Source organism: Streptomyces sp. NPDC037410 (assembly GCF_055602235.1).
Genome location: NZ_JBVJWR010000008.1, coordinates 64,267 through 89,049, shown reverse-complemented (window position 1 = coordinate 89,049; position 24,783 = coordinate 64,267). Strand labels below are relative to the sequence as shown.

24 protein-coding genes are annotated in these 24,783 nt (G+C 72.1%); 9 read left to right on the top strand and 15 right to left on the bottom strand.

Annotation, left to right across the window (positions count from 1 at the left end):
* Positions 1-35 precede the first annotated feature (35 nt).
* From ACZ7HT_RS15355 to ACZ7HT_RS15340, 4 genes are read right to left on the bottom strand one after another with little or no spacing between them, the layout of a single operon-like run.
* Positions 36-389 (bottom strand): hypothetical protein, encoded by a 354-nt coding sequence (locus ACZ7HT_RS15355; RefSeq protein ID WP_471165121.1) that lies wholly within the window; start codon positions 387-389, stop codon positions 36-38.
* Positions 386-847 carry a prevent-host-death family protein gene (locus ACZ7HT_RS15350; protein WP_471165119.1) on the bottom strand — a complete coding sequence of 154 codons (462 nt, stop codon included), beginning with the start codon at positions 845-847 and terminating at the stop codon, positions 386-388. Before ACZ7HT_RS15350 ends, ACZ7HT_RS15355 begins: the two co-directional genes overlap by 4 nt.
* 40 nt (positions 848-887) lie before the next feature.
* Entirely contained in the window at positions 888-1,718 is an 831-nt protein-coding gene (locus tag ACZ7HT_RS15345; protein ID WP_471165117.1) for an LLM class F420-dependent oxidoreductase, read from the bottom strand.
* 58 nt (positions 1,719-1,776) lie between these two features.
* Complete coding sequence (locus ACZ7HT_RS15340; RefSeq protein ID WP_471165114.1) at positions 1,777-2,415, bottom strand: hypothetical protein; 639 nt, start codon at positions 2,413-2,415, stop codon at positions 1,777-1,779.
* 115 nt (positions 2,416-2,530) lie between these two features.
* Here ACZ7HT_RS15340 and ACZ7HT_RS15335 point away from each other — a divergent pair, with 115 nt between their 5' ends.
* The 4 genes from ACZ7HT_RS15335 (at position 2,531) to ACZ7HT_RS15320 (ending at position 4,723) form a co-directional block, all read left to right on the top strand.
* Positions 2,531-3,271 (top strand): GNAT family N-acetyltransferase, encoded by a 741-nt coding sequence (locus ACZ7HT_RS15335; RefSeq protein WP_471165111.1) that lies wholly within the window; start codon positions 2,531-2,533, stop codon positions 3,269-3,271.
* 198 nt (positions 3,272-3,469) lie between these two features.
* Positions 3,470-3,937, top strand: a complete 468-nt coding sequence (locus tag ACZ7HT_RS15330; RefSeq protein WP_471165107.1) for a carboxymuconolactone decarboxylase family protein — start codon at positions 3,470-3,472, stop codon at positions 3,935-3,937.
* A 71-nt stretch (positions 3,938-4,008) separates the two neighbouring features.
* Positions 4,009-4,467 carry a carboxymuconolactone decarboxylase family protein gene (locus ACZ7HT_RS15325; protein WP_376582385.1) on the top strand — a complete coding sequence of 153 codons (459 nt, stop codon included), beginning with the start codon at positions 4,009-4,011 and terminating at the stop codon, positions 4,465-4,467.
* 37 nt (positions 4,468-4,504) lie between these two features.
* Entirely contained in the window at positions 4,505-4,723 is a 219-nt protein-coding gene (locus ACZ7HT_RS15320; RefSeq protein ID WP_116160445.1) for a hypothetical protein, read from the top strand.
* Positions 4,724-4,800: 77 nt separating this feature from the next.
* Here ACZ7HT_RS15320 and ACZ7HT_RS15315 read toward each other — a convergent pair whose 3' ends face one another.
* From ACZ7HT_RS15315 to ACZ7HT_RS15280, 8 genes are all read right to left on the bottom strand, one after another.
* The gene (locus ACZ7HT_RS15315) at positions 4,801-6,372 is read right to left on the bottom strand and encodes an APC family permease (protein ID WP_471165102.1); all 1,572 of its coding nucleotides are present in this window, start codon (positions 6,370-6,372) and stop codon (positions 4,801-4,803) included.
* A gap of 238 nt (positions 6,373-6,610) precedes the next feature.
* On the bottom strand, positions 6,611-8,065 hold the full coding sequence (locus tag ACZ7HT_RS15310) for an aldehyde dehydrogenase family protein (protein ID WP_471165099.1): 1,455 nt from the start codon (positions 8,063-8,065) through the stop codon (positions 6,611-6,613).
* Positions 8,062-9,789: an N-acyl-D-amino-acid deacylase family protein gene (locus tag ACZ7HT_RS15305; protein ID WP_471165096.1), complete on the bottom strand. Its 1,728-nt coding sequence runs from the start codon at positions 9,787-9,789 to the stop codon at positions 8,062-8,064. The genes ACZ7HT_RS15310 and ACZ7HT_RS15305 overlap by 4 nt, the downstream gene beginning before the upstream one ends.
* A gap of 250 nt (positions 9,790-10,039) precedes the next feature.
* Positions 10,040-11,164, bottom strand: a complete 1,125-nt coding sequence (locus tag ACZ7HT_RS15300; RefSeq protein ID WP_471165093.1) for an LLM class flavin-dependent oxidoreductase — start codon at positions 11,162-11,164, stop codon at positions 10,040-10,042.
* A gap of 102 nt (positions 11,165-11,266) precedes the next feature.
* Positions 11,267-12,028, bottom strand: a complete 762-nt coding sequence (locus ACZ7HT_RS15295) for an SDR family NAD(P)-dependent oxidoreductase (protein ID WP_471165090.1) — start codon at positions 12,026-12,028, stop codon at positions 11,267-11,269.
* A gap of 18 nt (positions 12,029-12,046) precedes the next feature.
* Complete coding sequence (locus ACZ7HT_RS15290) at positions 12,047-12,964, bottom strand: LLM class F420-dependent oxidoreductase (RefSeq protein WP_471165088.1); 918 nt, start codon at positions 12,962-12,964, stop codon at positions 12,047-12,049.
* A gap of 201 nt (positions 12,965-13,165) precedes the next feature.
* A complete protein-coding gene (locus ACZ7HT_RS15285; RefSeq protein ID WP_471165085.1) occupies positions 13,166-14,236 on the bottom strand; it encodes a hypothetical protein in 1,071 nt (356 codons plus the stop codon).
* Between the two features lie 432 nt (positions 14,237-14,668).
* On the bottom strand, positions 14,669-15,886 hold the full coding sequence (locus ACZ7HT_RS15280) for an amidohydrolase family protein (RefSeq protein WP_471165082.1): 1,218 nt from the start codon (positions 15,884-15,886) through the stop codon (positions 14,669-14,671).
* Between the two features lie 177 nt (positions 15,887-16,063).
* Here ACZ7HT_RS15280 and afsR point away from each other — a divergent pair, with 177 nt between their 5' ends.
* A complete protein-coding gene (gene afsR / locus ACZ7HT_RS15275; RefSeq protein WP_471165079.1) occupies positions 16,064-19,165 on the top strand; it encodes an SARP-family global regulator AfsR in 3,102 nt (1,033 codons plus the stop codon).
* Between the two features lie 214 nt (positions 19,166-19,379).
* Complete coding sequence (locus ACZ7HT_RS15270; RefSeq protein WP_471165076.1) at positions 19,380-19,607, top strand: hypothetical protein; 228 nt, start codon at positions 19,380-19,382, stop codon at positions 19,605-19,607.
* Positions 19,608-19,836: 229 nt separating this feature from the next.
* Here the strand turns inward: ACZ7HT_RS15270 and ACZ7HT_RS15265 are convergent, their stop codons facing one another.
* The 3 genes from ACZ7HT_RS15265 to ACZ7HT_RS15255 form a co-directional block, all read right to left on the bottom strand.
* Positions 19,837-20,238, bottom strand: coding sequence for a DNA-binding protein (locus ACZ7HT_RS15265; RefSeq protein ID WP_471165074.1), 402 nt, complete (start codon positions 20,236-20,238; stop codon positions 19,837-19,839).
* Positions 20,235-20,483 (bottom strand): type II toxin-antitoxin system CcdA family antitoxin, encoded by a 249-nt coding sequence (locus ACZ7HT_RS15260; protein WP_471165071.1) that lies wholly within the window; start codon positions 20,481-20,483, stop codon positions 20,235-20,237. The genes ACZ7HT_RS15265 and ACZ7HT_RS15260 overlap by 4 nt, the downstream gene beginning before the upstream one ends.
* Before the next feature lie 240 nt (positions 20,484-20,723).
* Entirely contained in the window at positions 20,724-22,283 is a 1,560-nt protein-coding gene (locus tag ACZ7HT_RS15255; RefSeq protein WP_471165068.1) for a FadD3 family acyl-CoA ligase, read from the bottom strand.
* Positions 22,284-22,370: 87 nt separating this feature from the next.
* On the opposite strand from ACZ7HT_RS15255, the gene ACZ7HT_RS15250 reads away from it, so the two are divergent.
* The 3 genes from ACZ7HT_RS15250 to ACZ7HT_RS15240 are packed head-to-tail and all read left to right on the top strand — an operon-like array spanning position 22,371 to position 24,715.
* Positions 22,371-23,513 (top strand): lipid-transfer protein, encoded by a 1,143-nt coding sequence (locus ACZ7HT_RS15250; RefSeq protein WP_471165066.1) that lies wholly within the window; start codon positions 22,371-22,373, stop codon positions 23,511-23,513.
* 9 nt (positions 23,514-23,522) lie between these two features.
* The gene (locus ACZ7HT_RS15245; RefSeq protein ID WP_471165064.1) at positions 23,523-23,948 is read left to right on the top strand and encodes a Zn-ribbon domain-containing OB-fold protein; all 426 of its coding nucleotides are present in this window, start codon (positions 23,523-23,525) and stop codon (positions 23,946-23,948) included.
* Entirely contained in the window at positions 23,945-24,715 is a 771-nt protein-coding gene (locus ACZ7HT_RS15240; protein ID WP_471165060.1) for an enoyl-CoA hydratase/isomerase family protein, read from the top strand. Before ACZ7HT_RS15245 ends, ACZ7HT_RS15240 begins: the two co-directional genes overlap by 4 nt.
* The last annotated feature ends 68 nt before the right edge of the window (positions 24,716-24,783 follow it).

Genomic DNA, 24,783 nt, shown 5'->3' with positions numbered 1-24,783 from the left:
CGCGAGGGTGAGTTCGGATCCCCGTGGGAAGGAGGTCAGTCGGTGTCCTTGGGATGCCGGGGCGCGGCATACACCAGGTGCACCGTCCGGCGCGGTTCGTCGACGAGATACCGCACGCGGCCACCGGCCGTCACCTCGTACTCCCACTGCGGGTGGACGCGCCCGCCAAGCGTCCCGGTGGCGAGGCGACCACGCAACCGGTGCTGCCGGTCCGGATCATCGCACCGGAGCGGATCCCGGCGCAGGGCTTCGAAGCAGCGCCGCGTGTTTCCCGGGGCCTCGGCGGCGAGCTCGCCCCACCCCTTGGCCGCCTCGTTCGTCGCGAAGCGCAGGCGCCACTCCTCACCGACCGGAGGCGGGGGGACGTCGTCCCCGCGCTTCGGTGTCACGGGGCCGTCACCTCTCCGTGGTCCTCGTCGGGGAGGGGACGCGTGAGCTGAGCCGTGAGGCCCGGGTCGGCGAGGATGCGCGCTGTCGCTCGCCACTCCACGATCGTGCGGTGGAGGGTGGCGTGGACGTCGAGTTGCGCGGCGTCATGCGTCGCGTCCACCAGATCCTGAACGAACTCCCGCTGCTCCTCGGCGGACAGGTGCCGCACCCAGGGGAAGACCGAGGGCAGGGCATGCCCTATGACGCGCGCACCGTCGTCCGCGGCAAGGAGCGCGGCGAGGAGGCGGGCCGTGACGTCGGCCGTCTCCTCGCGCTCCTGGTCGTAGCTGGCGGTGGTGAGGTAGAGGTCCTCCCCGTCACGCCGGGTGACGAGCAGGCGGTACTCGCTGTCGAGCCGTTCGGCGACCCGCTTCGAGTTCTTCGAGAGCTCGGAGAAGGAGACAGTCTGCGTCAGCATGCCTCGACGGTACTTCGGAACGTATTCCGAAGTCAATCGCTCACAGGTACCGCGCGTACGCGTCCAGGACGCCCAGGACCTCCGGCTCGTCGCCCGGTGGCAGCTGGAGGACGACCTCCTCGCAGCCCAGTTCCTCGTAGTGGGCCAGCTTGCCGGGGTTCGGGAGGACCGCGTACGGGACGAGTTGGAGGGTGTCCGGGGTGCGGCCCGCCTTCTCCCAGGCCTCGCGGAGGACCGGGAGGGACTCCGTCAGGCCCCGGCCGCCGATCGGCATCCAGCCGTCCGTCTGCGCGGCGATCTGCGCGAAGAGCTTCGGGCCCGCCGCGCCGCCCAGGAGGACGCGCGGCGCGCCCCCGGCCGGCTTGGGCCAGACCTCCGAGGCCCGTACCGAGACGCCGGACTCCCCCGCGTACGCCGTCGGTTCGGGCGCCCACAGGGCCCGCATCAGGTCCAGGCGTTCCCGGCCGAGCTCCCGGCGGGTGGACCAGTCGACGCCGTGGTCCGCGGCCTCCTCCCGGTTCCAGCCGAAGCCGACGCCCAGCGTGAACCGGCCCCCGGAGAGGTGGTCGAGCGTGGCGACCTGCTTGGCCAGCACGATCGGGTCGTGCTGGGTGATCAGGGTGATGCCCGTGCCGAGGCCGAGCGTCTCGGTCACCGCCGCGGCCTGCCCCAGGGCCACGAGCGGGTCGAGCGTCCGGCTGTACTCCCGGGGCAGCTCCCCGCCCGCCGGATAGGGCGTCTCGCGGGAGACGGGCGTGTGCGTGTGCTCGGGCAGGTACAGCCCCGCGAAGCCGCGCTGCTCCAGCTCGCGCGCGAGCCGCACCGGGCTGATGGTCTCGTCGGTCAGGAAGATCGTGGTCGAGATCCGCATAGCCGCACGGTAGGGGCTGGGACCCGGATTTCCGAGGGGTACGACACGGGCGGCGCCCTCAGGAACGCGCCGGATCCACCGCCCGCTGCACCGCCGCCAGGTCCCCGTACCCGCCGTGCTCCCAGACCCGCTCGCGGAAGCGCTGGAGGGTGAGCGGGGCACGGTCCTCGCCGGGGACACCGGAGAAGTGGACCGTGCCGCAGCGGTGGCAGTACCACCCCTTCGACCAGAGTTCCTCGGCGCGGTGGCGTCCGCGCGTCAAGCGGGCGAAGGCGGCCTTGCGCCGCCGCAGCTCGACGACGACCAGGACGGTGACGACCAGCGCGAGGGCCGAGACCCAGCCCAGGAACCCCAGGTCGGGGCCGAGATGATGATGCGGCGGCGGCCCGAAGGCCACCGTGGGCTCGGGGTCGTCCTCCAGGGCGCCCCCGACGGTGACCCAGCCCATGAACGAGAAGACGCACACGACCCCGGCGACGAGGCCGACGCAGCCGATCGCGTGCTTCGGCGACTCCGGCACCGGCGCGAGCGCGTCCGAGAGTCCGGTCGTCACCGCCCGCGTCACGGTCCGCATGTCGCCCTCGCGGTCCCGCTCCCTGCTGGTGACGGCGTCCCGGCCCGCGAGGTACACCGCGGGCACGGCCTGCACCCGGTCGTCCCGCTCGCACCCCGGACACGTGTGTCCCGTACGGCTCATGGTTCCCCCATTTCCCACGGTCGCGCTGTGGGACGAGAGCGTGCCCTCGCCCGGTTCCCCCCGGTCCGTTCGAAAACCGCCTGCGGTCTCCGCCGCCGCCCCCTACCGTGACCGGGTGCTGAAGCGAATCGAGACGTACTACGACGCCGTCCCCCGCTCCTCCGCCCGCACCGAGGACTTCGGGCCGTTGACCCTCTTCGTGCAGGAGGGGCAGGGCTGGCCCTACTACGCCCGCCCGGCGCTCGGACACGAGGGCGAGGTGTCCGCCGGGGCCGTGGAGAAGGTGCGGGCCCGGCAGCGGGAGCTGGGGGTGCCCGAGGCCTTCGAGTGGGTCGCCGGGACGACGCCGGGGCTGCGGGCCGCCGTGGAGGCGACCGGGCTCACCGTGCACGAGCACCCGCTGATGGTCCTGGACGGCGCGCCGCTCGCCGTACCGGCACCCGAGGGCTTCACCGTGCGGATGGTGGGCGCGGACGACCCGGCCCTGGAGAGCGCCGTCGCCGCCCCGTACGCCGCCTTCGGGGCGGAGCCGCAGCCCGGCGCCACCGCGCGCGTCGCCGACCGGATCACGGCCGGCCTGACCCGACTCGCGGCGGCCTTCGACGGCTCGGGGGACGCCCTCGCGGCCGGCCAGCACCAGCCCGTCGGGGCCGTCTCCGAAGTCGTCGGCGTCGGCACCGTTACGACGGCGCGGCGCAGGGGCCTCGGGCTCGCGGTCACGGCCGCCCTCGTCGCGGACGCCCGCGCCCACGGCACGGAGCTCGTGTTCCTCACGGCCTCGGACGCGGACGTGGCCCGCCTCTACGGCCGGCTCGGCTTCCGCACCGTCGCGACCGCCCTCATCGCGGAGGCCTGAGCGAGGAGGCCTGAGCGAGGAGGCCTGAGCGAGGAGGCCTGAGCGCTGAGGCCTGATCGCTGAGGCCTGATCGGGCCTGATCGCGGGGCCCGGAAGGAAATCTCGAAAAACTTCTCCGGTCGTGTCACATCCTCGGCGCGCGCTCCGTCAATGCAGTGAAAGCGCCGCACGAACGACGGAACACGAGGAGCAGTCACCATGACGCACACGCCCCAGGCCCGCATGACGAACCCCGCCTACCTCCTGGCCGACGCCGGTCCGGCGATCCAGAACCTGGTCAAGGCCACCCGTCAGGGCGGCGTCGACGAGTCGATCCTGGAGCTGGTGCACCTGCGGGCCAGCCAGATCAACAGCTGCGGCTTCTGCGTCGACTACGGCGCCAAGAGCGCCAGGAAGAACGGCGTCAGCGACGAGAAGCTGTTCGCCGTCGCCGCCTGGCGCGAGGCTCCGTACTTCTCCGACGAGGAGCGCGCGGCCCTCGCCCTCGCCGAGGCGGCGACCCGGCTCGCCGACGTCTCGGACGCGGTGCCGGACGAGGTGTGGGACGCGGCCGCCGACCACTTCGACGAGAAGCAGCTCGCCGCGATCGTGCTGATGGTCGCCGTCACCAACCTGTTCAACCGGCTCAACGTCACCGTGCGGCAGCCGGCCGGCGTGGGGTTCTGAGCAGCAGCACGTCCACCGCGTCCTCGGACCCTTCGTTCCCCCCTACACGTACGCAGCCCAAGGAGCCCTCCGTGTCCGCACGCATGCCCAACCCCGCCACCGTCCTGCCCGAGGCCATGCCGGCGATCTTCCAGCTCATCAAGGCCGTCCAGTCCGGCGGCGACGTGCCCGCCACCACCCTGGACCTGGTCCACCTCCGGGCGAGCCAGATCAACGGCTGCGGGTACTGCGTGGTCGGCGGGGCCCTGAAGTCGCAGAAGGAGGGCGAGACGGACGAGCGGCTTCACGCCGTCGCGGCCTGGCGGGAGACCCCGTACTTCACGGAGGCGGAACGGGCGGCGCTGGCCCTCGCCGAGTACGCGACCCGGCTCGCGGACCGCCCGGACGCCGTGCCGGACGCGGTGTGGGACGAGGCGGCCCGCCACTACGACGAGAAGCAGCTGGCCCAGATCGTGCTGTGGCTCGGGGTCACCAACCTCTTCAACCGGATCAACGCGACGACCCGGCAGCCGGCCGGCGCGACCTGGTAGGTCGTAACCCCGTCGGGAGACGCGCGTTACGACGGGCATGAAGAGGATCCTCACCGCAGCCGCCCTGACCGTCTTCGCCGCCGCCGGTGCCGCCGGCGCGGCCGCCGGGACCGCGTCCGCCGACACCGGCGGCATGAACCTTCCCTCGGTCGTCCCGCTCAGCGGCGTCCTGACCCCCAAGGCGAAGCCCGCAGGCACCCCCGACCTGCCGCCCGCCAACGCGGCGGTGGAGCGGCTGCTGCCCGGGCACCACTGAGCCGTACGGAGCATGACGAAGGCGGCGGGCCCCCCACGGGTCCGCCGCCTTCGCGTTTCGGAGACGCCTCCGCGGCGTCAGTCCGCGACCACCAGCGACGGGGTCTCCTTCGTCAGGATCTCGCCGCGGAAGAACGCGGGGCTCCGGCGCTGCATGACCAGCATGATCACCACGCCGAGGAGCAGCAGCCCGACGCCGATCACGAAGACCGAGCCGACGCCGAAGACCGCGGAGCCGGAGCCGTACGCCGGGTCCCACATGTCGTAGAGCGTCTTGCCGAAGACGGCGGTGAGCATCAGGCCGCCGAGGAACGGGATCACGCCCTTGAAGGCGAGGTCGCGGGCGGAGGCGAAGAGCTCCTTGCGGAAGAACCAGACGCAGGCGAAGGCCGTCAGCGCGTAGTAGAAGCAGATCATGAGGCCGAGCGCGTAGATGGTGTCGACCAGGACGTTCTCGCTGACCAGGGTCATCACGGTGTAGAAGACGCCGGTGGCGACGCCGGCCACGATCGTGGCCTTGCCGGGGACCTTGAAGACGGGGTGGACCCGGGCGAAGGACGGCGGCAGCGCCTCGTAGCTGGACATGGCGAGGACCGTGCGGGCGACCGGGATGAAGGTGGTCTGCAGGCTCGCGGCGGCGGAGGCGAGGACGGCGACGAAGAGCGCGATGCCGAGGACGGGGCCCATGACGGGGCCCGCGAGGGCGGCGAAGACGTTGTCGGAGGTCTCCGGGTTGGCGAGGCCGAGGCCCTTGCCGCCGGAGCCGACGACCATCTGGGCGGCGATTCCGGTGGCCAGGTAGGAGCCGACCAGGACGACCATCGAGATGAGCGCGGCGCGGCCCGGGGTCCTGTCGCTGTCGGTGGTCTCCTCGTTGGCCGTGAGACAGGTGTCCCAGCCCCAGTACATGAAGATCGACAGCGAGAGGCCGGCGGTGAAGGCCGCGAAGGAGCCGACGGAGAAGGGGTTCAGCCAGGACCAGGAGAAGCTCGCCCCGGTCGGGAAGTCGACCGAGCCGGCCTTGGAGAAGGCCATGACGACGAAGACCGCGAGGACGGCCAGCTGGAGGCCGACGAGGGTGTACTGCACGCCCTTGGTGGCGGTCATGCCGCGGTAGCTGATCGCGGTCGCGGCGGCGATCAGGGTGAGGCAGGTGAGGATGTGGACGGCCTTGTTGTCGTCCAGGGCGGCGATCGAGGGGTTGCCGCTGATCTCCCCGGCGAGCAGCCAGAAGTACGAGGTCGCGACGCCGGCCAGGTTGGACAGCACGATGATCGTCGCGATGACGAGGCCCCAGCCGCACATCCAGCCGACCTTGGGGCCGAAGGCCTTCACGGTCCAGGTGAAGGAGGTGCCGCAGTCGGGCATGCGCTTGTTGAGCTCGCGGTACGCGAACGCGACGAGCAGCATCGGCAGGAAGCCCGCGAGGAAGACGGCGGGCATCTGCAGGCCGACCTCGCCGGCGGTGGAGCCGAGCGTGGAGGTCAGGCAGTAGACGGGGGCGACGGTCGAGATGCCGATGACGGCGCTGCCGAGGAGGCCCACGGAGTTGCCGCCGAGGCCCTTGGTGCGCACGCCGGAGGCGCCGCCCTGAGCGTCGGCGCCCCTTGCCGTGTCTCCGGCCTGCGGCCGTACGTCCACCTGAGTCATGAACTCGACGTTAAATGCTGCGGTTTCCACATCCGGAGGATCAGAGTCCGCTCATTTGATCGATCACTGCCTTGCATTGCGAGGGTCGAACCGGACACCCGCCAATGATTGAAAGATCGACCATTCGAACGAGCCGAGCAACCGGCAAGCCCGTCGACGGGTGTCCGATATGCGGAAACCGCAGCTGTGCCCCGAATGTCCGCTTCAAAAATTTCCCGTGAAATTTTCGAGACGCTTCTCACCCCGGCCAGACGACCGCCTGGAGCTCGCTGTACGCGTGCAGCGCGTACGAGCCCACGTCCCGCCCGACACCGCTCTTCTTGAAGCCGCCGAACGGCGCCTCCATGTTCCGGCCGATCGTGTTCACGCCCACCCCGCCGGCCCGCAGCCGGGCCGCCACGCGGAACGCGCGGGCCACGTCGCCCGACCACACGTAGTCGATCAGTCCGTAGTCGCTGTCGTTCGCGAGCGCGATCCCCTCCTCCTCGTCGTCGAAGGGGACGACCACGACGACCGGGCCGAAGATCTCCTCCCGCACCACCCGCATCCCGTTGGTGCAGTCGGCGAGCAGCGTCGGGGCCACGTAGAAGCCCTTCGCGAAGTCCGGACGCTCACCGCCCGCGACGACCCGGGCCCCTTCCTTCCTCCCCAGCTCGACGTACGACTCCACCCGGTCGCGGTGGGCGGCCGAGATCACCGGGCCGACCACCGTCCCCTTCTCCGCCGGGTCCCCCACCTTCATGAAGGCCAGGTAGCCGGTCAGCTTCTCGATCAGACGGTCGTGGATCCCGCGCTGGGCGAGGACCCGGGTCGGGGCGGTGCAGATCTGGCCGCTGTAGAAGGCGAAGGTCGTCCCGATCCCCATCACCGCCGAGTCCAGGTCGGCGTCGTCGAAGACCAGCGCGGCCCCCTTCCCGCCCAGCTCCATCAGCTGCCGCTTGAGCGAACGGCCGCAGACCTCGCCGATCGCCTGCCCGACGGCCGTGGAGCCGGTGAAGGAGACCATGTCGACGTCCGGGGAGTCGACGGCCGCCTCGCCGACCGCCTGCGCGGAGCCCGTGACGACGTTCACCACGCCCGCCGGGACCCCGGCCTCCTCCAGGGCCCGCGTCATCGCGTACACCGAGAGCGGGTCCTGCGGGGCCGGTTTCACCACGACCGTGTTGCCCATCGCGAGCGCCGGGGCGATCTTGCCGGCCGGGTTGGCCCAGGGGTTGTTGTACGAGGTGATGCAGGTGACGACGCCGACCGGGCGCCGCACCGCCACCGCGCCGAACACCCCGGCCTTCCCCATCGGACCGGCTTCGTTGATCTGCGGGGGCAGCGCCTGCTCGACCGGCTCCATCGCCCCGCGCGCGTACCGGCGGAAACGGGAGGCACCCACCGCGACCTGCATCCCGCGCGCGGTGCCGGTGGTGGCACCGGTCTCGGCGCGGGCGAGGAGCGTGTTCGCCTCGGCGTCCCGGGCCATCAGGTCCGCGGCCCGGTCGAGGATCGCCGCCCGCTCCTCCGGCTTCGTACGGGACCAGGTCGCGAAGGCCTCGCGGGCGGCGGCGGCCGCCTCGTACACCTGCGCCCGGGAGGCCTCGGGCGCGAGCCCGACGACCTCCTCGGAGGCGGGGTCGATCACCTCGTAGTGCCCGCCGTCGGGCTCGACCCACTCCCCGCCGATGAAGAGCTTCTCTGTTTTCACCTGGTGCTCACCGTCCTCGTGTCACGGCCCGAGCGCAGGACGCGCCCCGGGATCGCGCCGGTCACCTCGTCGTCCCGTACCGTCTCCACGCCGTTGACCCGCACCGACACGATCCCGACCGCCCGCGAGTCCAGGCGCGGGCTGTCGCCCGGCAGGTCGTGCACGAGGGTCGCCGGGCCCGCGTCGATCCGCTCCGGGTCGAAGAGGACCAGGTCCGCGTGGAAGCCCTCCGCGATCCGGCCGCGCTCCCGGAGCCCGAAGAGCCGGGCCGGGTCGTCGCTCAGCATCTTCACCGCCCGCTCCAGGGGGACCAGCTTCCGGCCGCGCAGGCAGTCGCCGAGGAAGCGGGTCGTGTACGGGGCGCCGCACATCCGGTCCAGGTGCGCGCCCGCGTCCGAGCCGCCGAGCAGGACGTCCTCGTGCTGCCAGGTCTCGGCGCGCAGGGCCCAGGAGGCCGGGTCGTTGTCGCTGGGCATCGGCCACAGGACGGTCCTCAGGTCGTCGTTGGCGCAGATCTCGACGAGGGCCTGGAAGGGGTCCTGGCCGCGCTCGGCCGCGATGTCGTTCACGACGCGGCCGGTGAGGCCCTCGTTCGCCCTGCTGTACGTGTCGCCGATGACGTACCGGCCGAAGTGCGCGAGCCGCCGGAAGACCCCGGCCTCCCTGGAGTCCGCGCGCCGCAGCATCCCGGCCCGTACGTCCGGGTCGCGGAGCTTCGCGATCCGCTCGGGGACGGGCAGGCCGAGGATCTCGCCCCAGCCGGGGATGAGGTTGAGCGCGCAGAAGGTGCCGAGGGACATGTTCATGGGGGTGAGGATCGGCATCGTGAGGGCCACGATCCGGCCGCCGGACTTCCGGGCCCGCTCGGAGGCGGTGAGCTGGCGCGGGACGCGCTCGGGGACGGCGGCGTCGATGGTGAGGACGTTCCAGTTGAGGGGACGGCCCGCGGCGGCGGTCATCTCGACGAACAGCTCGATCTCGTCGTCGGAGAACTGGTCGAGACAGCCCGCGAGGATGGCCTCGATCTGGGTCCCCTCGTGCTCGCCGACGGCCCGCGAGAGGGCGATCAGTTCGGCGGGGGTGGCGTGCCGGGAGGCGACGGGGGCGCCGTCGCCGTCGGAGTGCGTGGAGGACTGGGTGGTGGAGAGGCCCCAGGCGCCGGCGTCCATGGCCTCCTTGAGGAGGGTCACCATCTGCGCCAGCTGTTCCTCGGTGGGCTGCCCGCCGACCGCGTCCGCGCCCATCACGTACCGGCGCAGGGCGCAGTGGCCGACCATGAACCCGGCGTTGACGGCGATCCGGCCGTCGAGGGCGTCGAGGTACTCGGCGAAGGAGGACCAGCTCCAGTCCACCCCTTCTTCGAGGGCCTTGAGGGCCATGCCCTCGACCTTCGACATCATGCGGCGCGTGTAGTCGGCGTCCTCGGGCCGGCCGGGGTGGAGCGGGGCGAGGGTGAACCCGCAGTTGCCGCCGGCGACGGTGGTGACGCCGTGGTTCATGGACGGGGTGGCGTACGGGTCCCAGAAGAGCTGGGCGTCGTAGTGGGTGTGCGGGTCGACGAAGCCGGGGGCGAGGACGAGGCCGGTGGCGTCCTGGGTGGTACGGGCGGTCGCCCCTGGTGCGGGGAAGACGATCCGCCCGTCGCGGATGCCGACGTCGGCGACGCGGGCGGGGGCGCCGGTGCCGTCGACGACGGTGGCGCCCTTGATCAGATGGTCGAGCATGCCGGTTCCTCTCTGGGCGTGCTGTCCAGGACGCGAGTGGGCCGGGATCCGTCCGTGGACGCGGGTGGGCCGGGATCCGTCCGTGGACACGGGTGGGCCCGGATCCGTCCGTGGACGCGGGTGGGCCCGGATCCGTCCGTGGACGCGGGTGTGCCCCGGACCGGGGCCGCCGCGGAACGGCCTCCGGCCGGGGCCGGTACGGGGTGGCGATCCGGGAAGACACCACCCCGCGCTTCGTCGTGCGCCCGCCTCAGGACCCCGCCGACTGCCTCATGCGCGTCGTCCGGTGGACCGGGTCCGTGTCGATCTCCGGGATCACGTGCTCCCCGATCAGCTTGATCGAGTTCATCGTGTCCTCGTACGAGATCCCGATCGGGAGGCCGAAGGACAGCTGGTCGGCCCCGGCCTGCTCCCACCGCTTGCACTGGGCGAGGACCTCGCTCGGGTCGCCGCAGATCATCAGTTCCTCGGCGATGAGGAGTTCGATGATCTCGGCGGAGTACTCCGGGAGGAGCTCGGGCCACTCCGGGATGCCCTCCGGCCGCGGGAACGTGTCGTGGTAGCGGAAGAGGAGGGACTGGAGGTAGTTCAGTCCGCCGCCGACCGCGATCTCGACCGCCTTCTCGTGCGTCTCCGCGCAGATCGCCGTCGACGTCACCATCACGTTGTCGTTGACGAAGTCGCCGACCGCGCGCGCCTCCTTGATCGCGTTCTTGTAGGACTCGACGACCCACTCCATGTCGGAGACCTTCTGGACGCTGAAGCCGAGGACGCCGAGGCCCATCTTCCCGGCCATGGCGTACGAGGACGGGGAGCCGGCCGCGTACCACATGGCGGGGTGGGACTTGCCGTACGGCTTGGGGAGGACCTTGCGGGGCGGCAGCGACCAGTGCTTGCCCTGGAAGCCGGCGTACTCGTCCTGGAGCCACATCTTGGGGAACTCGGCGATGGTCTCCTCCCAGATCTCCTTCGTGTGGTTCATGTCGGTGATGCCCGGCATGAACCCGAGGATCTCGTGGGAGCCCGCCCCGCGCCCGGAGCCGAACTCGAAGCGTCCGCCGGAGAGGTGGTCGAGCATGGCGACCTTCTCGGCGACCTTGACCGGGTGGTTGACGGGGGCGAGGGGGTTGAAGATGCCGGAGCCGAGGTGGATCCGGTCGGTCGCGTGGGCGAGGTACCCCAGGTAGACGTCGTTGGCGGAGAGGTGCGAGTACTCCTCCAGGAAGTGGTGCTCGGAGGCCCAGGCGTACTTGAAGCCGGACGTGTCGGCCTGGATGACGTACTCGGTCTCCTCCATGAGCGCCTTGTGCTCGGCCTCGGGATCGGTCTCGGCCCGCTTGCCGACGTATCCCTGTACGAAGATCCCGAATTCCAAGGAAGTTCACCGCCCTCTTTCATGTTTCTGACGATCCGTCAGATTCATCGATGTGCCCGACTCTCGCACCGCCGCGCAGGTGCGTCAATACCTGACGAGCCGTCAGAAAAGGCCGACGCCCGCCAGCCAGCCGCCGTCGATCACGAACGGCTGGCCCGTGATGTACGCCGAGTCCGCCCCGGTCAGGAAGAGCGCCAGGGCCGCCACCTCGTCCGGCCGCCCGATCCGCCCGAGCGGCACGAGCTTGCGGTAGAGCTCGGCCGTGGCGGCCGGGTCCACGCCCTCCGGGTTGCTCATGGGGGTGTCGATCGCGCCCGGGCAGACGGCGTTCACCCGGATGCCCCTGGCGGCCAGTTCGAGGGCGGCCACCCGGGTCAGACCGAGGACGGCGTGCTTGGAAGCGGCGTAGGCGCCGACGCCGGCCATCCCCGTCAGTCCCGTGTACGAGGCGGTGTTGACGATCGTCCCGCCGCCCGCCGCCGCGATCTCGGGCGCGACCGTGCGGATGCCCAGGAAGCAGCCGGTCTGGTTCACGGACACGATCGCCTGGAACTCCTCCAGGGGCGTCGAGACCAGCTCGTTGAAGCGGAGGATGCCCGCGTTGTTGACGAGGCCGTCGATCTTCCCGAACCGCTCCTTGGCCGACGCCACGGCCGCCGCCCAGCCGTCCTCGCTCGTCACGTCCAGATGGACGTACGCGGCACGGTCCTCGCCCAGCTCCTTCGCGAGCGCCTCCCCGGGGCCGTCGAGGACGTCCGCGAGGACCACCTTCGCGCCCTCGGCGGCGAACAGCCGCGCCTCCTGCTCGCCCTGCCCGCGCGCCGCACCGGTGACGAGGACGACCCGCCCGTCGAGCTTTCCCATGTCCGTACTCCTAGAGGTCTACAGATGGGGGGCGACCTCCGTGCCGAAGGCCGCCATCTGGTCGATGAGTTCGGTACGGCTCCGGGAGCGGAACCGCACCTGGATCTGGTGCACGCCCATCTCCCCGTACGCGCGCAGGGAGGCGGCGAGCTCCTCCGGCCGGCCGGTCAGGGTGCGCCGGCCGGCCTCCCAGCCGGGCGTGCCGACGTACAGCGCCTCGGTGATCGCGCCGACGGTGACCGGCTCCGCGATACCGGCCTCCGTACGGAGCCGCAGCAGCCTCGCGATCTGTGCGGGGAGCCTGTCGCGCGGGTCGCCCTGCGGGAGCCAGCCGTCGCCCTTGAGCGCGGCCCGGCGCACGGCGGCCGGCGAGGAGCCGCCCACCCAGAGCGGGACCCGCTCCTGCGCGGGCCGGGGCAGCTGCCCGAGGTCCTTGAAGGCGAACCGCTCCCCCAGGTGCTCCGGGTACTCCTCAGGCCCGAGGGCCGCCCGCAGCGCGTCGACGGTCTCGTCGAGCACGGCGCCGCGCCGCCCGAAGTCCACGCCCAGCACCTCGAACTCCTCCTGGACGTGCCCGGCGCCGACCCCGAGGACCAGACGGCCGCCGGAGAGGTGGTCGAGCGTCGCGTACGCCTTGGCCGTGACGAGCGGATGGCGCAGGCCGACGACGGCGACGTGCGAGAGGAGCCGGATCCGCTCGGTGGCGGCGGCGAGGTAGGAGAGCGTGGCCACCGGGTCGTACCAGACGGTGCTCATGGGCCCGGCGAGCCGGCGCGGGATGGCGACGTGGTCGCAGCTCGCGAGGTAGTCGAAGCCGTGGGCCTCGGCGGCCCGGGCGACGGCGACCAGATCCGCGGGACCCGCGCCCGCCTCCCAGGCCTCGGCGTAGAGGGTGCTCTGCGACTGGACCGGCAGCTGCATGCCGTAGACCACCATGGAAACCCCCTTGAGCCCGGGCACGCGGCCCGCATCTGACGGATCGTCACTTCCACGAGCAGGCCCATGCTCGTACCTGACGATCCATCAGGCAAGGGGTAGGGGCACGCGGGGCCACTCCGGCGGCACGGAACGCCCCCGCCCGGGCAGCTGCTCGCTGCCCGGGCGGGGGAAGGGTCTTCGTCCTCGTACTCCGGTACGTCAGGCGCTGTCCGCCGCGCCCGTCGCCCTCACGTGGCGCACCACGGCCGAGGCGGCCAGGCAGACGATGCCCACGGCGCTCAGCAGCGCCAGCGCCTTCGCCCAGGCGAAGGTGGTGCCGAGGCTGCCGCTCAGGAGGTCGACGGTGCGCACGCCCGCCACTCCGTGGAGCGCGATGACGAAGACGGCGACACCCGCGGCGGCGGCCCAGGCGATCAGGGTGTCCCTGGCCGCGAGCCACACCGCGCACGCCAGGCAGAGCACGGTGACGACCACGGACAGCGCCTGCGCGTCGCCGCCCGAGCGCAGGCCCGAGAGGTCCGTCGGCAGATGGATGAGGCCACAGGCGAACAGGGCGAGCGCGGCGGGCCAGCGCAGGACCGACCGCAGCGCGGGCGAGGCGGTGTGACTGCCGGGACCCGAGGCCAGCGCGCCGTCCAGGGGGGACTTCCGCCCCTTCGAGGCGCTCCGGACGCGCTTCGGGGCGGTGGCGGCGGTGGCGCTGGTGGTGGCGGCCTGTGGGGCTCCCTCGCCGTCCGCGGTGGACTGCCAGTCGCTGCTGTCGGCGCCGAGGATGCCGACGAGCTGGACCACGTCCTCGACCGGCCGGCCCACCGCCGCGGCGCGCAGCGTGGTCTCGGCCTGATGGAGGTCGTACCCGGTCTCGTTCAGGAGCGCGAGCAGCTGGCGCACTTCGTCCAGGGGGCGGGTGACGGCCGCGGCGCGGAGGGCCACGTCCGCGGGGCTGGAGAGTTCGCCGGTCTCCTGGAGGCGGGCCACGAGCGCGGCGACCTCCTCCACCGGCCGCTCGGTCGCCGCCGTCCGCAGCAGCGTGTGCACCGCTTCGTCACCGGACTCGTCGTGAGCGGACTCGTCGTAAGCGGACTCATCGTGAGCGGACGGCTCGGAAGCGGACTGGGGGTGCAGAGCGGCGGCCTGCGGCTCCGGGCCGACCGGGGACTTCGCGGCAGCGGCCTGCGGCTCCGGCTCCGGCTCCGCCGGGGACTCCGGGCCGACCGGAGACTTCGGGGCGGTCTGCGGGAACGCCGCCCCGATCGGGACCGCCGACACGACAGGGGACTTCGCCGCGATGGGGTACTTCGGTACGACACGGGATGCCGTCGACGTCGGCGACACTGCCGCCGTCGGCGTCGACGCCGGCGTCACCGTCGGCATCGCCGTCGGCTTCGGCGTCGGAGGCGAGGAGACGATCGGCTGGCGGGACGGAACCGGGCGGGGCTCTGTGGCGGTCGGTTCTATGTCGTCGTCCGCGGAATGGATGTGTGGGAGGGGGTCGGGGGTCATGTCACAGGCTCCGTTCGTGAACGTCCCCGGGGGGACATCCACTGGCTGTCTCGTGATGTGCAAGAAACGCACACTTGACTACTATTTGTGCGCAGTCCACGACACTCCGCCATCAGGGGGCCGCCTGGTTGACCCGTTCAGGCGACAAACGGCCGGGCTCCCCTCCCGGCAGGGAGCCCGGCCGCGGCGCCGGCGGGACTACGCCCGCCAGAGCCCTTCCGGCGTCAGCCCGAGCAGCTCGATCGCGTTGCCCCGGACGATCCGCTCGACGACGTCCGCCGACAGGTGGCCCATCTGGGCCTCGCCGACCTCCTTCGACTTGGGCCAGGTGGAGTCCGAGTGCGGGTAGTCCGTCTCGTACAGGACGTTCCCCGCCCCGATCGCGTCGAGGTTGCGCAGCCCGAAGGCGTCGTCGAAGAAGCAGCCGAAGACGTGGCCGGCGAAGAGCTCGGAGGGCGGCCGCGTGACCTTGTCGGCGACGCCGCCCCAGGCGCGGTTCTCCTCCCAGACGACGTCGGCGCGCTCCAGGATGTACGGGATCCAGCCGATCTGCCCCTCCGCGTACATGATCCGCAGGTTCGGGAAGCGCTCGAACTTGCCGCTCATCAGCCAGTCGACCATCGAGAAGCAGCAGTTCGCGAAGGTGATGGTGGAGCCGACGGCCGGCGGCGCGTCGGCGGAGGTCGAGGGCATCCGGCTGGAGGAGCCGATGTGCATCGCGATGACCGTGCCGGTCTCGTCGCACGCGCGGAAGAAGGGGTCCCAGTGGTCCGTGTGGACGGAGGGGAGCCCGAGGTGCGGCGGGATCTCGGAGAAGGCGACGGCCCGGACCCCGCGCGCGGCGTTGCGGCGGACCTCGGCGGCGGCGAGCTCGGGGTCCCAGAGCGGGATGAGGGTGAGCGGGATGAGCCGCCCGTGCGCCTCGGGGCCGCACCACTCCTCGACCATCCAGTCGTTGTAGGCGCGGACGCAGAGCAGCCCGAGCTCGCGGTCGCCCGCCTCGGTGAAGGTCTGCCCGCAGAAGCGCGGGAAGGTGGGGAAGCAGAGCGCGGACTGGACGTGGTTGACGTCCATGTCGGCGAGCCGGTCCGGGACGGAGTGGGAGCCGGGCCGCATCTGCTCGTAGGTGATGACTTCGAGGCGGATCTCGTCGCGGTCGTAGCCGACGGCGGTGTCGAGCCGGGTGAGGGGCCTGTGCAGATCCTCGTACACCCACCAGTCGCCGATCGGCCCGTCGTCGCCCTTGGCGCCCATGACGGGGGCGAACCTTCCGCCGAGGAAGGTCATTTCCTTGAGGGGGGCGCGGACGATCCGGGGTCCGGTGTCGCGGTACCGGGACGGGAGCCGGTCCCGCCAGACGTGCGGGGGCTCCACGGTGTGGTCGTCCACCGAGATGATCTTCGGGAAGGTCTCCATGTCCTTCACGGTAGCGCCGATCTGACGACCCGTCAGCTAGTGGGCCTCAGAACGACCGGGTTGCGGCCTCACAACGGCTTCACAACGCCCGTACAACGGCCGACCCGATGCTGACGGACTCCCTCCGGACAAGGCAGACTGTCCTGGGCGAAACCAGCGGTAAGGGCAGGGGGAGCGATGGACCGTGAGAACGGGCCGCGAGTTCCGGCACGGATCCCGGACGGAAGCGACGCCAAGGCCGCACCCGGCGTGCCTGCGCAGCGGAACGGCCGGAGGACGGCAGCTCCCGGCGGTGAGCAGCACAAGGCCACGACCGGCACGGAGGCGACGACCACGGACGAGACGGCCACGGGCGAGACGGCCACCTCGGGGCAGCCCTCCGGCGGCGGGTTCCGCTTCGGCGTGCTCGGGCCCGTCCGCGCCTGGCGCGACGGCGAACCCGTCCCCACCGGCTCCCCCCAGCAGCGCGCCCTGCTCGCCGCGCTGCTCCTGCGCGGCGGCCGCACCGCCACCGCGCACGAGCTGATCGACGCGCTGTGGGGCGAGGACCCGCCCTCCCAGGCCCTCGCCGCGGTCCGTACGTACGCCTCCCGGCTCCGCAAGGCCCTCGACCCGAAGGTGCTGGTCAGCGAGTCCGGCGGCTACGCCCTCCGGACGCGCGCCGACGCGCTCGACGTGACCGCCGCGCAGGAGCTGGCCGCCGGGGCCGAGAGGCTCCGCGCGGCCGGGGACCGGACGGCCGCGCGGGCGCGGCTGGCCGAGGCGCTCGACCTGTGGGACGGCGAAGTGCTGGCGTCCGTACCGGGCCCGTACGCCGAGACGCAGCGGACCCGCCTGGAGGAGTGGCGCCTCACCCTCCTCGAAACCCGCCTGGACATCGACCTGGAGGTCGGCGCGCACGCGGAGGCCGTCTCCGAACTGACGGCACTGACGGCCGCGCACCCCCTGCGCGAACGCCTCCGCGAGCTCCTCATGCTCGCCCTCTACCGCAGCGGACGGCAGGCGGAAGCGCTCGCGGTGTACGCGGACACGCGCCGGCTCCTCGCCGACGAGCTGGGCGTCGACCCGACCCCGGAACTCTCCCGGCTCCAGCAGCGCATCCTCCAGGCCGACGCGGAACTCGCCCGACCGGTGGAGGAGCCGGCGCCGACGGCGGCGCCGGTCGCCCGCCCGGCCCAGCTCCCGGCGACGGTCCCGGACTTCACCGGCCGGTCGTCCTTCGTACGGGAACTGGGCACGCGTCTCGCCACGGCCGAGGGATCGGTCATGGCGGTCTCGGCGCTCGCGGGCATCGGTGGCGTCGGCAAGACCACGCTCGCCGTACACGTCGCCCACGAGGCGCGGCCGCACTTCCCCGACGGCCAGCTGTACGTGGACCTCCAGGGCGCGGGCAACCGCGCCGCCGCGCCGGAGACGGTCCTCGGCTCGTTCCTCCGGGCCCTGGGCACCCCGGACTCGGCCATCCCGGACTCGCTCGACGACCGGGCGGCGCTGTACCGCTCGACGCTCGACGGCCGCCGGGTCCTGGTACTCCTGGACAACGCCCGTGACGCGGCCCAGATCCGCCCCCTGCTCCCGGGCACGGCGGGCTGCGCGGCCCTGGTCACGAGCCGCATCCGGATGGTCGACCTGGCGGGGGCGCACCTGGTGGACCTGGACGTGATGTCGCCGGAGGAAGCGCTCCAGCTGTTCACTCGTATCGTCGGCGAGGAACGCGTCGGAGCCGAACGGGAATCGGCCCTGGACGTGGTGGCGGCCTGCGGCTTCCTCCCGTTGGCGATCCGCATCGCGGCGTCCCGCCTGGCGGCGCGCCGCACGTGGACGGTCTCCGTCCTGGCGGCGAAGCTGGCGGACGAGCGGCGCCGCCTGGACGAGCTCCAGGCGGGCGACCTGGCGGTCAAGGCGACGTTCGAACTCGGCTACGGCCAGCTGGAACCGGCCCAGGCGCGCGCCTTCCGCCTCCTGGGCCTGGCGGACGGCCCGGACATCTCACTGGCGGCAGCGGCGGCGGTCCTGGACCTCCCGCTCTGGGACACGGAGGACCTCCTGGAGGCCCTGGTGGACACGTCCCTGGTGGAATCGGCGGCCCCCGGCCGCTACCGCTACCACGACCTGGTCCGCCTCTACGCGCGTGCGTGCGCGGACCGCGACGAACAGCCCCCGTCGGAGAAGGAGGCGGCGCTCTCCCGCCTCCTGGACTTCTACCTCTCGACGGCGGCGCGCGTGTACGCCATCGAACGCCCCGGCGACCGCCTGGTGGACCACCTGGAACCCACCGCCTACGAAGGCCTCACCTTCACCGACCGCCACGAGGCCCAGGACTGGCTCTACGCGGAAGCGAACTGCCTCCTGGCCTGCGTCCGCCAGTCGGCGTCGTCCCCGGGCACTCTGCGACGGGGGGTGGACCTCCTGTGGGCGTCCCTGGACCTGGCGGAGTCGGGGGCGAACTCGAAGGAGTACGAGGCGGTGGCCACGGTGCTGCGGGAGGCGGCGGGCGGGGTGGGGGACACTCGGGCGGCGGGCCGCGCCGCGATCACGTCGGCGTACGTGCACCAACTGTCCGGCCGGTTCGATCAGGCCGACCAAGAGGCGGGCGAGGCGTGGGCCCTGGCCTCGGAGAACGCGGACCCACTGCCCCGCTGCTGGGCCGCCAACCTTCTCGGCGTGACTGCCATCTACCGCAATCGGTACGACGATGGCGAGACACAACTCGAACGGGCCATCGACGAGTTCCGGCTCGCCGAGGACTCCGCCGGCGAGGCGAGCGCCCTGTGCAACCTGTCCCGTATCCATCTGCTGACCGGACGCACGGACAGCGCCGTCCGCCTGGCGCGTGAAGGGGCCGAGATGTACGACTCGCTCGGCCACGCGCTCAAGGGGGCGAACGGCTGGTACGCACTCGGAGTGGCACTCACCCGCAGCGGTCAGCTGCCCGAGGCGTCGAACCGTCTTCGGGACGCCCTGGCCGTCTTCACGGACAGCCGCCAGCGCCTGTGGCAGGGCATGGCCCTGTTCCGGCTGGCCGAGGTCGACATGGCGGCACGCAAGCACGCCCAGGCGGCCTCCAACGCCGAAATGGCACTGACCGTGCTCCGTGACATCGGCGGCGAGTGGCGCCGGGGCAACGTACTGACCGTCCTGGGCCGGGCCTTGGACCCCCTGGGCCAGACCGATCGAGCCCGTGTCTGCTGGCAGGAGGCACTCGACATCTACACGCACCTGGGTTCCCCCGAGGCCGCCGAAGTCCACGCTCTCCTCCACCCCGCCGCCGTCGCCTGAGTCCGGGCAGCGGGCGTTCATCGTTCGTTTATCGCCACCGGCGATGCTCTACTCATCGATCCGCCGCGTCGGGGGGCAGACGGGTCGACGGAGAGGCCGTCACTCCCAGGAACTAGGGTGAACGGCCCTGCACCAGAGGCCCGTCCGACTGTCCACGGGGGAACAGCCGGACGGGCCCAGCAGAACCGCCCTGCCCTAGCAACAGGAGACGACGATGAGTGACGACCAGATCATCAAGCCGACGAACGTGCACGTCACCGGCGGCGAGCTCGCCGACATCGAGACCAAGAACGTGCATGTCACCGGCGGCGAGGACGCCACGGACGCGATAGCCGAGAAGATCGGCATCAAGAACGTCCACGTGACGACCGAGCCGACTGCCGACGCCGAGCTTGCCGCGCCGCTCGGCAACGTCCACGTCACCACCGAGCCGGCCAACTAAGCCACTCCCGACGGGGAACGGCCGCGGCGGCGACTTCGGGGGAGCCGCCGGGGCCAACCTGGGAGGTCCGGTCGACGGGGGAGCACACGGGCTCGGGGGACACCCGGCGGAACCAGGGGGGATCCGTCCGGGCAGGGCCCGTGCGCAACGCGATCGGACCACCGCACAACGGAGGGGCCGGGCATCCGCCCGGCCCCTCCTGTCTGTACGGTCCCCGGCGAAGCCGGTGTCAGACCGGAATGAGCCGGACGCGATTGCCGCAGAGCTTGGCCATGTCGTCGACGTCGGACGTGAGGATGGCCACCGGGCCCGGCCGGCGGAGCGCCAGCTCGGCGACGGTGGCGTCGATCGCGTACTTGTGGCCGTGCAGGCCGGCCTCCTTCAGCAGCGCGGCGGCGGCTCTGGCCGCCCGCTCGGTCACCGCTTCCACTCTGACCTGGGAGAGCACCCAGTCGAGTCGGGGGATGCTCACCCGGGCGTGCGCGACTTCCACGATGGTGTTGGAGCAGACCACCAGTTCGGCCGCCATCGTGTGGAAGGACCGGATCATCGCGAGCGTGCCCCGGTCCTGCGAGATCCAGGAGGACAGCCCTTGGGAGTCCAGCACGACGGTCTCAAGGCGATTGTTCACACTGCGCTCGCCGAGTCCCCGGACTCGGCCGCACCGAAGATCCTCGCGTGGGCTGCGGCCAGCTCGTCATCGGTGAAGGCGCCGTGCTCCTCCTCATAGCGACGCAGCTCCTCACCGAGCAGCTGGTGCCTGATCTGGCGGGCAACCGCCTCCGCGACGTAGCCGGAGACGTTGTCCGTAAGCCTCTTCAGCTCCGCCACCTGCTCCGTGGGCAGAGTGACCGTGATGCGGGTCGTGTCAGCCATGAAGTCAGCATACTGCGGTATGCGCGACGCTGCCGAGATGATCCGGGGAGCGGGGGTGGCGAGTGGTGCGGGAGGCGGACGGGATCGTGGTGCTGAGCCGTCCGCCCACCTAGGGGCTGTCCGGCCTCCTAGGGGCCGTCCGCCCTCCTAGGGCCTGTCCGCCCACCCAGGCCCCGTCCGGCGGATCATGGCCGGGGCCGCGCCTGATCCGCCGGACACGCCCTGGCCCGCGGCACGCGTTCAGCGCCCCCGCAACCCCCCCTTCACCACCTTCCCGCTCGCGTTCCGCGGCAGTTCCGCCACGAACTCGACCTCCCTCGGGACCTTGTAGTTCGCCATCTCCCGGCGCGACCAGGCGATGACGTCGTCCGCCGTCAGGGGCGAGCCCGGGCGGCGGACCACGAAGGCCTTGCCGACCTCGCCCAGGCGGGGGTCCGGGATGCCGATGACGGCGGCGTCCGCGATGTCGGGGTGGAGGCCGAGGAGCTGTTCGATCTCGGCCGGGTAGGCGTTGAAGCCGCCGACGATGAACATGTCCTTGATGCGGTCCGTGATGCGGAGGTTGCCCGTCCCGTCCAGGACGCCCACGTCTCCCGTGTGCAGCCAGCCGTCCGCGTCGATCGCCGCCGCCGTCGCCTCCTCGTCCTCGAAGTAGCCGCGCATGACGTGGAAGCCGCGGACCAGGACCTCGCCCGACGCCGACAGGCGGACCTCCGTGTCCGGGATCGCGCGGCCCGAGGTGTACGCGACGGCCTCGGCCGGGTCGCCCCGGCGGCACATCGTGACGATGCCGCTCGCCTCGGAGAGGCCGTACGCCGTGAGGACCGTGCCCACGCCCAGTTCCGACCGCAGCCTTTCGACGAGCCGCAGCGGGACCACCGCCGCGCCCGTCACGACCAGGCGGAGGCTGGAGAGGTCGTGGGCCGCTCGGGCCGGGTGGTCCAGGAGGGACTGGTGGAGGGTCGGCGGGCCGGGCAGGACCGAGATGCGTTCCGCCGCGATGTTGGCGAGGACCGTGTCCACGCTGAAGACCGGCTGCGGCACCATCACCGCCCCGCGCAGCAGGCACGCGACGATCCCGGCCTTGTACCCGAAGGTGTGGAAGAAGGGGTTCACGATGAGGTAGCGGTCGCCCTCCCGCAGGCCCGCGAGCTCGCTCCACACCTCGTAGCAGCGCAGGGTCTGCTCATGGGTGATGACGGCGCCCTTGGGCCGGCCGGTGGTGCCCGAGGTGTAGATGATGTCGGAGGGGTCCGAGGGGGCGACGGAGTCGGCCCGGGCCCGTACCCGCGCCGGATCCACCCCGTCGCCCTCCGCGAGGAAGGACTTCCAGGTGGTGTACGCCGGGTCGTCCGGCACCGTGTCGCTGAACACCACCACCCGCCGCAGGTCCGGGAGTCCGGCGGCGGCGCGGCGCAGCGAGGCCACGTACGAGGTGCCGAGGAAGGTGCCGGTGACGAAGAGCAGCCGGGCGCGGGAGCGGGCGAGGACGTCGGCGGCCTCGGCGCCCTTGAAGCGGGTGTTGAGCGGGACGAGGACGGCGCCCGCGCTCACCGCGCCGAGCGCGGCGACGATCCAGTCGAGGGTGTTGGGCGCCCAGATCGCGACCCGGTCCCCGAGCCGTACGCCGCCGGCGAGGCACGCGGCCGCCGCCCGTTCCACCCGGGCGCCGAGTTCGGCGTACGAGACACGGGTGCGGCCCTCGACGACCGCCTCCCCCGGCCCGTACCGCTCGGCCGCCCAGCGCACCACCTCCGGTATCGAGCCTTGCTCCGTCCTGACCCCAGAGCCGCACTCCATCCTGACCCCACCTCCCGTAGCTGACTATCCGTCAGATTAGTTGTAGCCTGACGCGCTGTCAGCAGTGCTGCCCCAGGAGGAGGTTCGGTGCTCAAGGACGCCACGGCCATCGTCGGGATAGGACAGACCACCTTCGCGAAACGGCTCCCCGAGACCGAGAAGGCCCTCGCCTGCCGGGCGATCCTCGCCGCGCTCGACGACGCCGGGATCGACCCGTCCGAGGTCGACGCCTTCGCCTCGTACACGATGGAGGAGACCGACGAGGTCGAGGTGGCGAAGGCCATCGGCGCCGGTGACGTCACCTTCTTCAGCAAGGTGGGATACGGAGGGGGAGGGTCCTGCGCCACCGTCGGGCACCTCGCCGCCGCCGTCGCCACCGGACAGGCGAGCGTCGGCGTCGCCTGGCGGTCCAGGAAGCGGGGCTCCGGACGCCGGCCCTGGACCGACACCGCCGTCCAGCTGCCCACCCCCGGCCAGTGGACCCGGCCCTTCGGGCTGCTGCGGCCCGCCGACGAGATCGGCATGCTCGCCCGCCGCTACATGCACGAGTACGGCGCCACCCGCGACCACCTCTTCAACGTCGCCCTGGCCTGCCGCAACCGCGCCAACCAGAACCCCGCCGCGATCATGTACGAGCGGCCGCTGACCCGCGAGATGTACATGACCGCCCGCTGGATCAGCGAACCCCTCTGCCTCTTCGACAACTGCCTGGAGACCGACGGGGCGCTCGCCTGCGTCGTCGTCTCCGCCGAACGCGCCCGCGACTGCCGGCAGAAGCCCGTCTACGTGCACTCCGCCGCCCAGGGCCTGCCCGCCCAGCACCACGGCATGGTCAACTACTGGAACGACGACCCGCTCTCCGGCCCCGCCTGGACCGCCGCCCGGCACCTGTGGAAGACCGCGGACTTCGGCCCCGAGGACGTCGACGTCGCCCAGATCTACGACGCCTTCACCCCGCTCGTCCCGCTCTCCCTGGAGGGCTACGGCTTCTGCGGCCGGGGCGAAGGCGCCGCCTTCACCGAAGGGGGCGCCCTGGAGATCGGCGGCCGGCTGCCGCTCAACACCGGCGGCGGCGGGCTCTCCGAGGCGTACGTGCACGGCTTCAACCTCATCACCGAGGGCGTGAAGCAGCTCCGCGGCACCTCCACCGCCCAGGTCCCCGACGCCGCCACCTGCCTGGTCACGGCCGGCGAGGGCGTCCCCACATCCGCCATCCTGCTGCGAGCCTGAGGAGTCGAGATGCTCACACCCCTCATCGACGAGGACGGCGCGCCCTTCTGGGAGTACGCCGCCCGGGGCGAACTGCGCGTCCAGGCGTGCGCGGACTGCGGTGAGCTCCGCTTTCCGCCCCGCCCCTGCTGCCCGCACTGCCGGTCCTTCGACAGCGAGTGGCGGCTCATGTCCGGACGCGGCCGGATCTGGTCGTACGTCCTCCCCCACCCGCCGCTCCTCCCCGAGTACGCCGCCCAGGCCCCGTACAACGCGGTGCTCGTCGAACTCGCCGACGCCCCCCGCGTCCGCCTCGTCGGCAACGTCGTCGCCGCCCCGGACGCCCCCCTGAACTCGGTCGACCCGGCCCGGCTGCGCATCGGCGCCCCCGTACGGGTCGCCTTCACCGAGGTCGACGGCGTCACCGTCCCCCGCTGGCTCCTGGAGCGCCCGTGAGCATCCGGATCGAGCGCGACAAGGAGACCGGGGTCGCGGTCGTCACCCTCGACCGGCCGGAGAAGCACAACGCGATCACCCTCGGCATGGCCCGCGAACTCGCCGCCGCCTGGCGGGGGTTCCGCTACGAGGACGACGTCCGGGCGATCGTCGTCACCGGGGCCGGCGGGCGGGCCTTCTGCACCGGGATCGACCGCTCCGTGGACGTGCCGCAGCCCTCCTCCCCGTACACGATCGACGACCCCCTGATCGCCCTCGGTCCCAAGGCGAACGACCTGTGGAAGCCGGTGATCGCCGCCGTCGAGGGCATGGCCTGCGGCGGGGCCTTCTACCTGCTCGGCGAGGCCGAGTTCCTGATCGCGGGCGAGAGCGCCACCTTCTTCGACCCGCACACCACGTACGGGATGGTCAGCGCCTTCGAGACCGTCCACATGGCCCAGAAGATGCCGTACGGGGAAATCGCCCGGATGGCCCTCATGGGCACCGCCGAACGGGTCTCCGCCCGGCGCGCGTACGAGACGGGCCTGGTCAGCGAGGTGACGGAGCCGGGAGGGGCGCTCGACGCCGCCCGCGAGGCCGCCGCCGTCATCGCCTCCTACCCGACCGGGGCCGTCCAGGGGACGGTACGGGCGCTGTGGTCCGCCGGCGAGGCCGCCCGCGCCCAGGCCCTCGCCCACGCCCCGCACCTGGTCGCGCTCGGGAACCTGCCACCGGAACGGCAGGCCGAGCTGTTCACCCGAAGGAGCGGCGGTCACCGGCTCCGATAGCGGATGCGAAGGTCTGTCTTAATGGATCTTCGCCTGACGAGACACCGTCCACAGCGGTGGGAACGCCC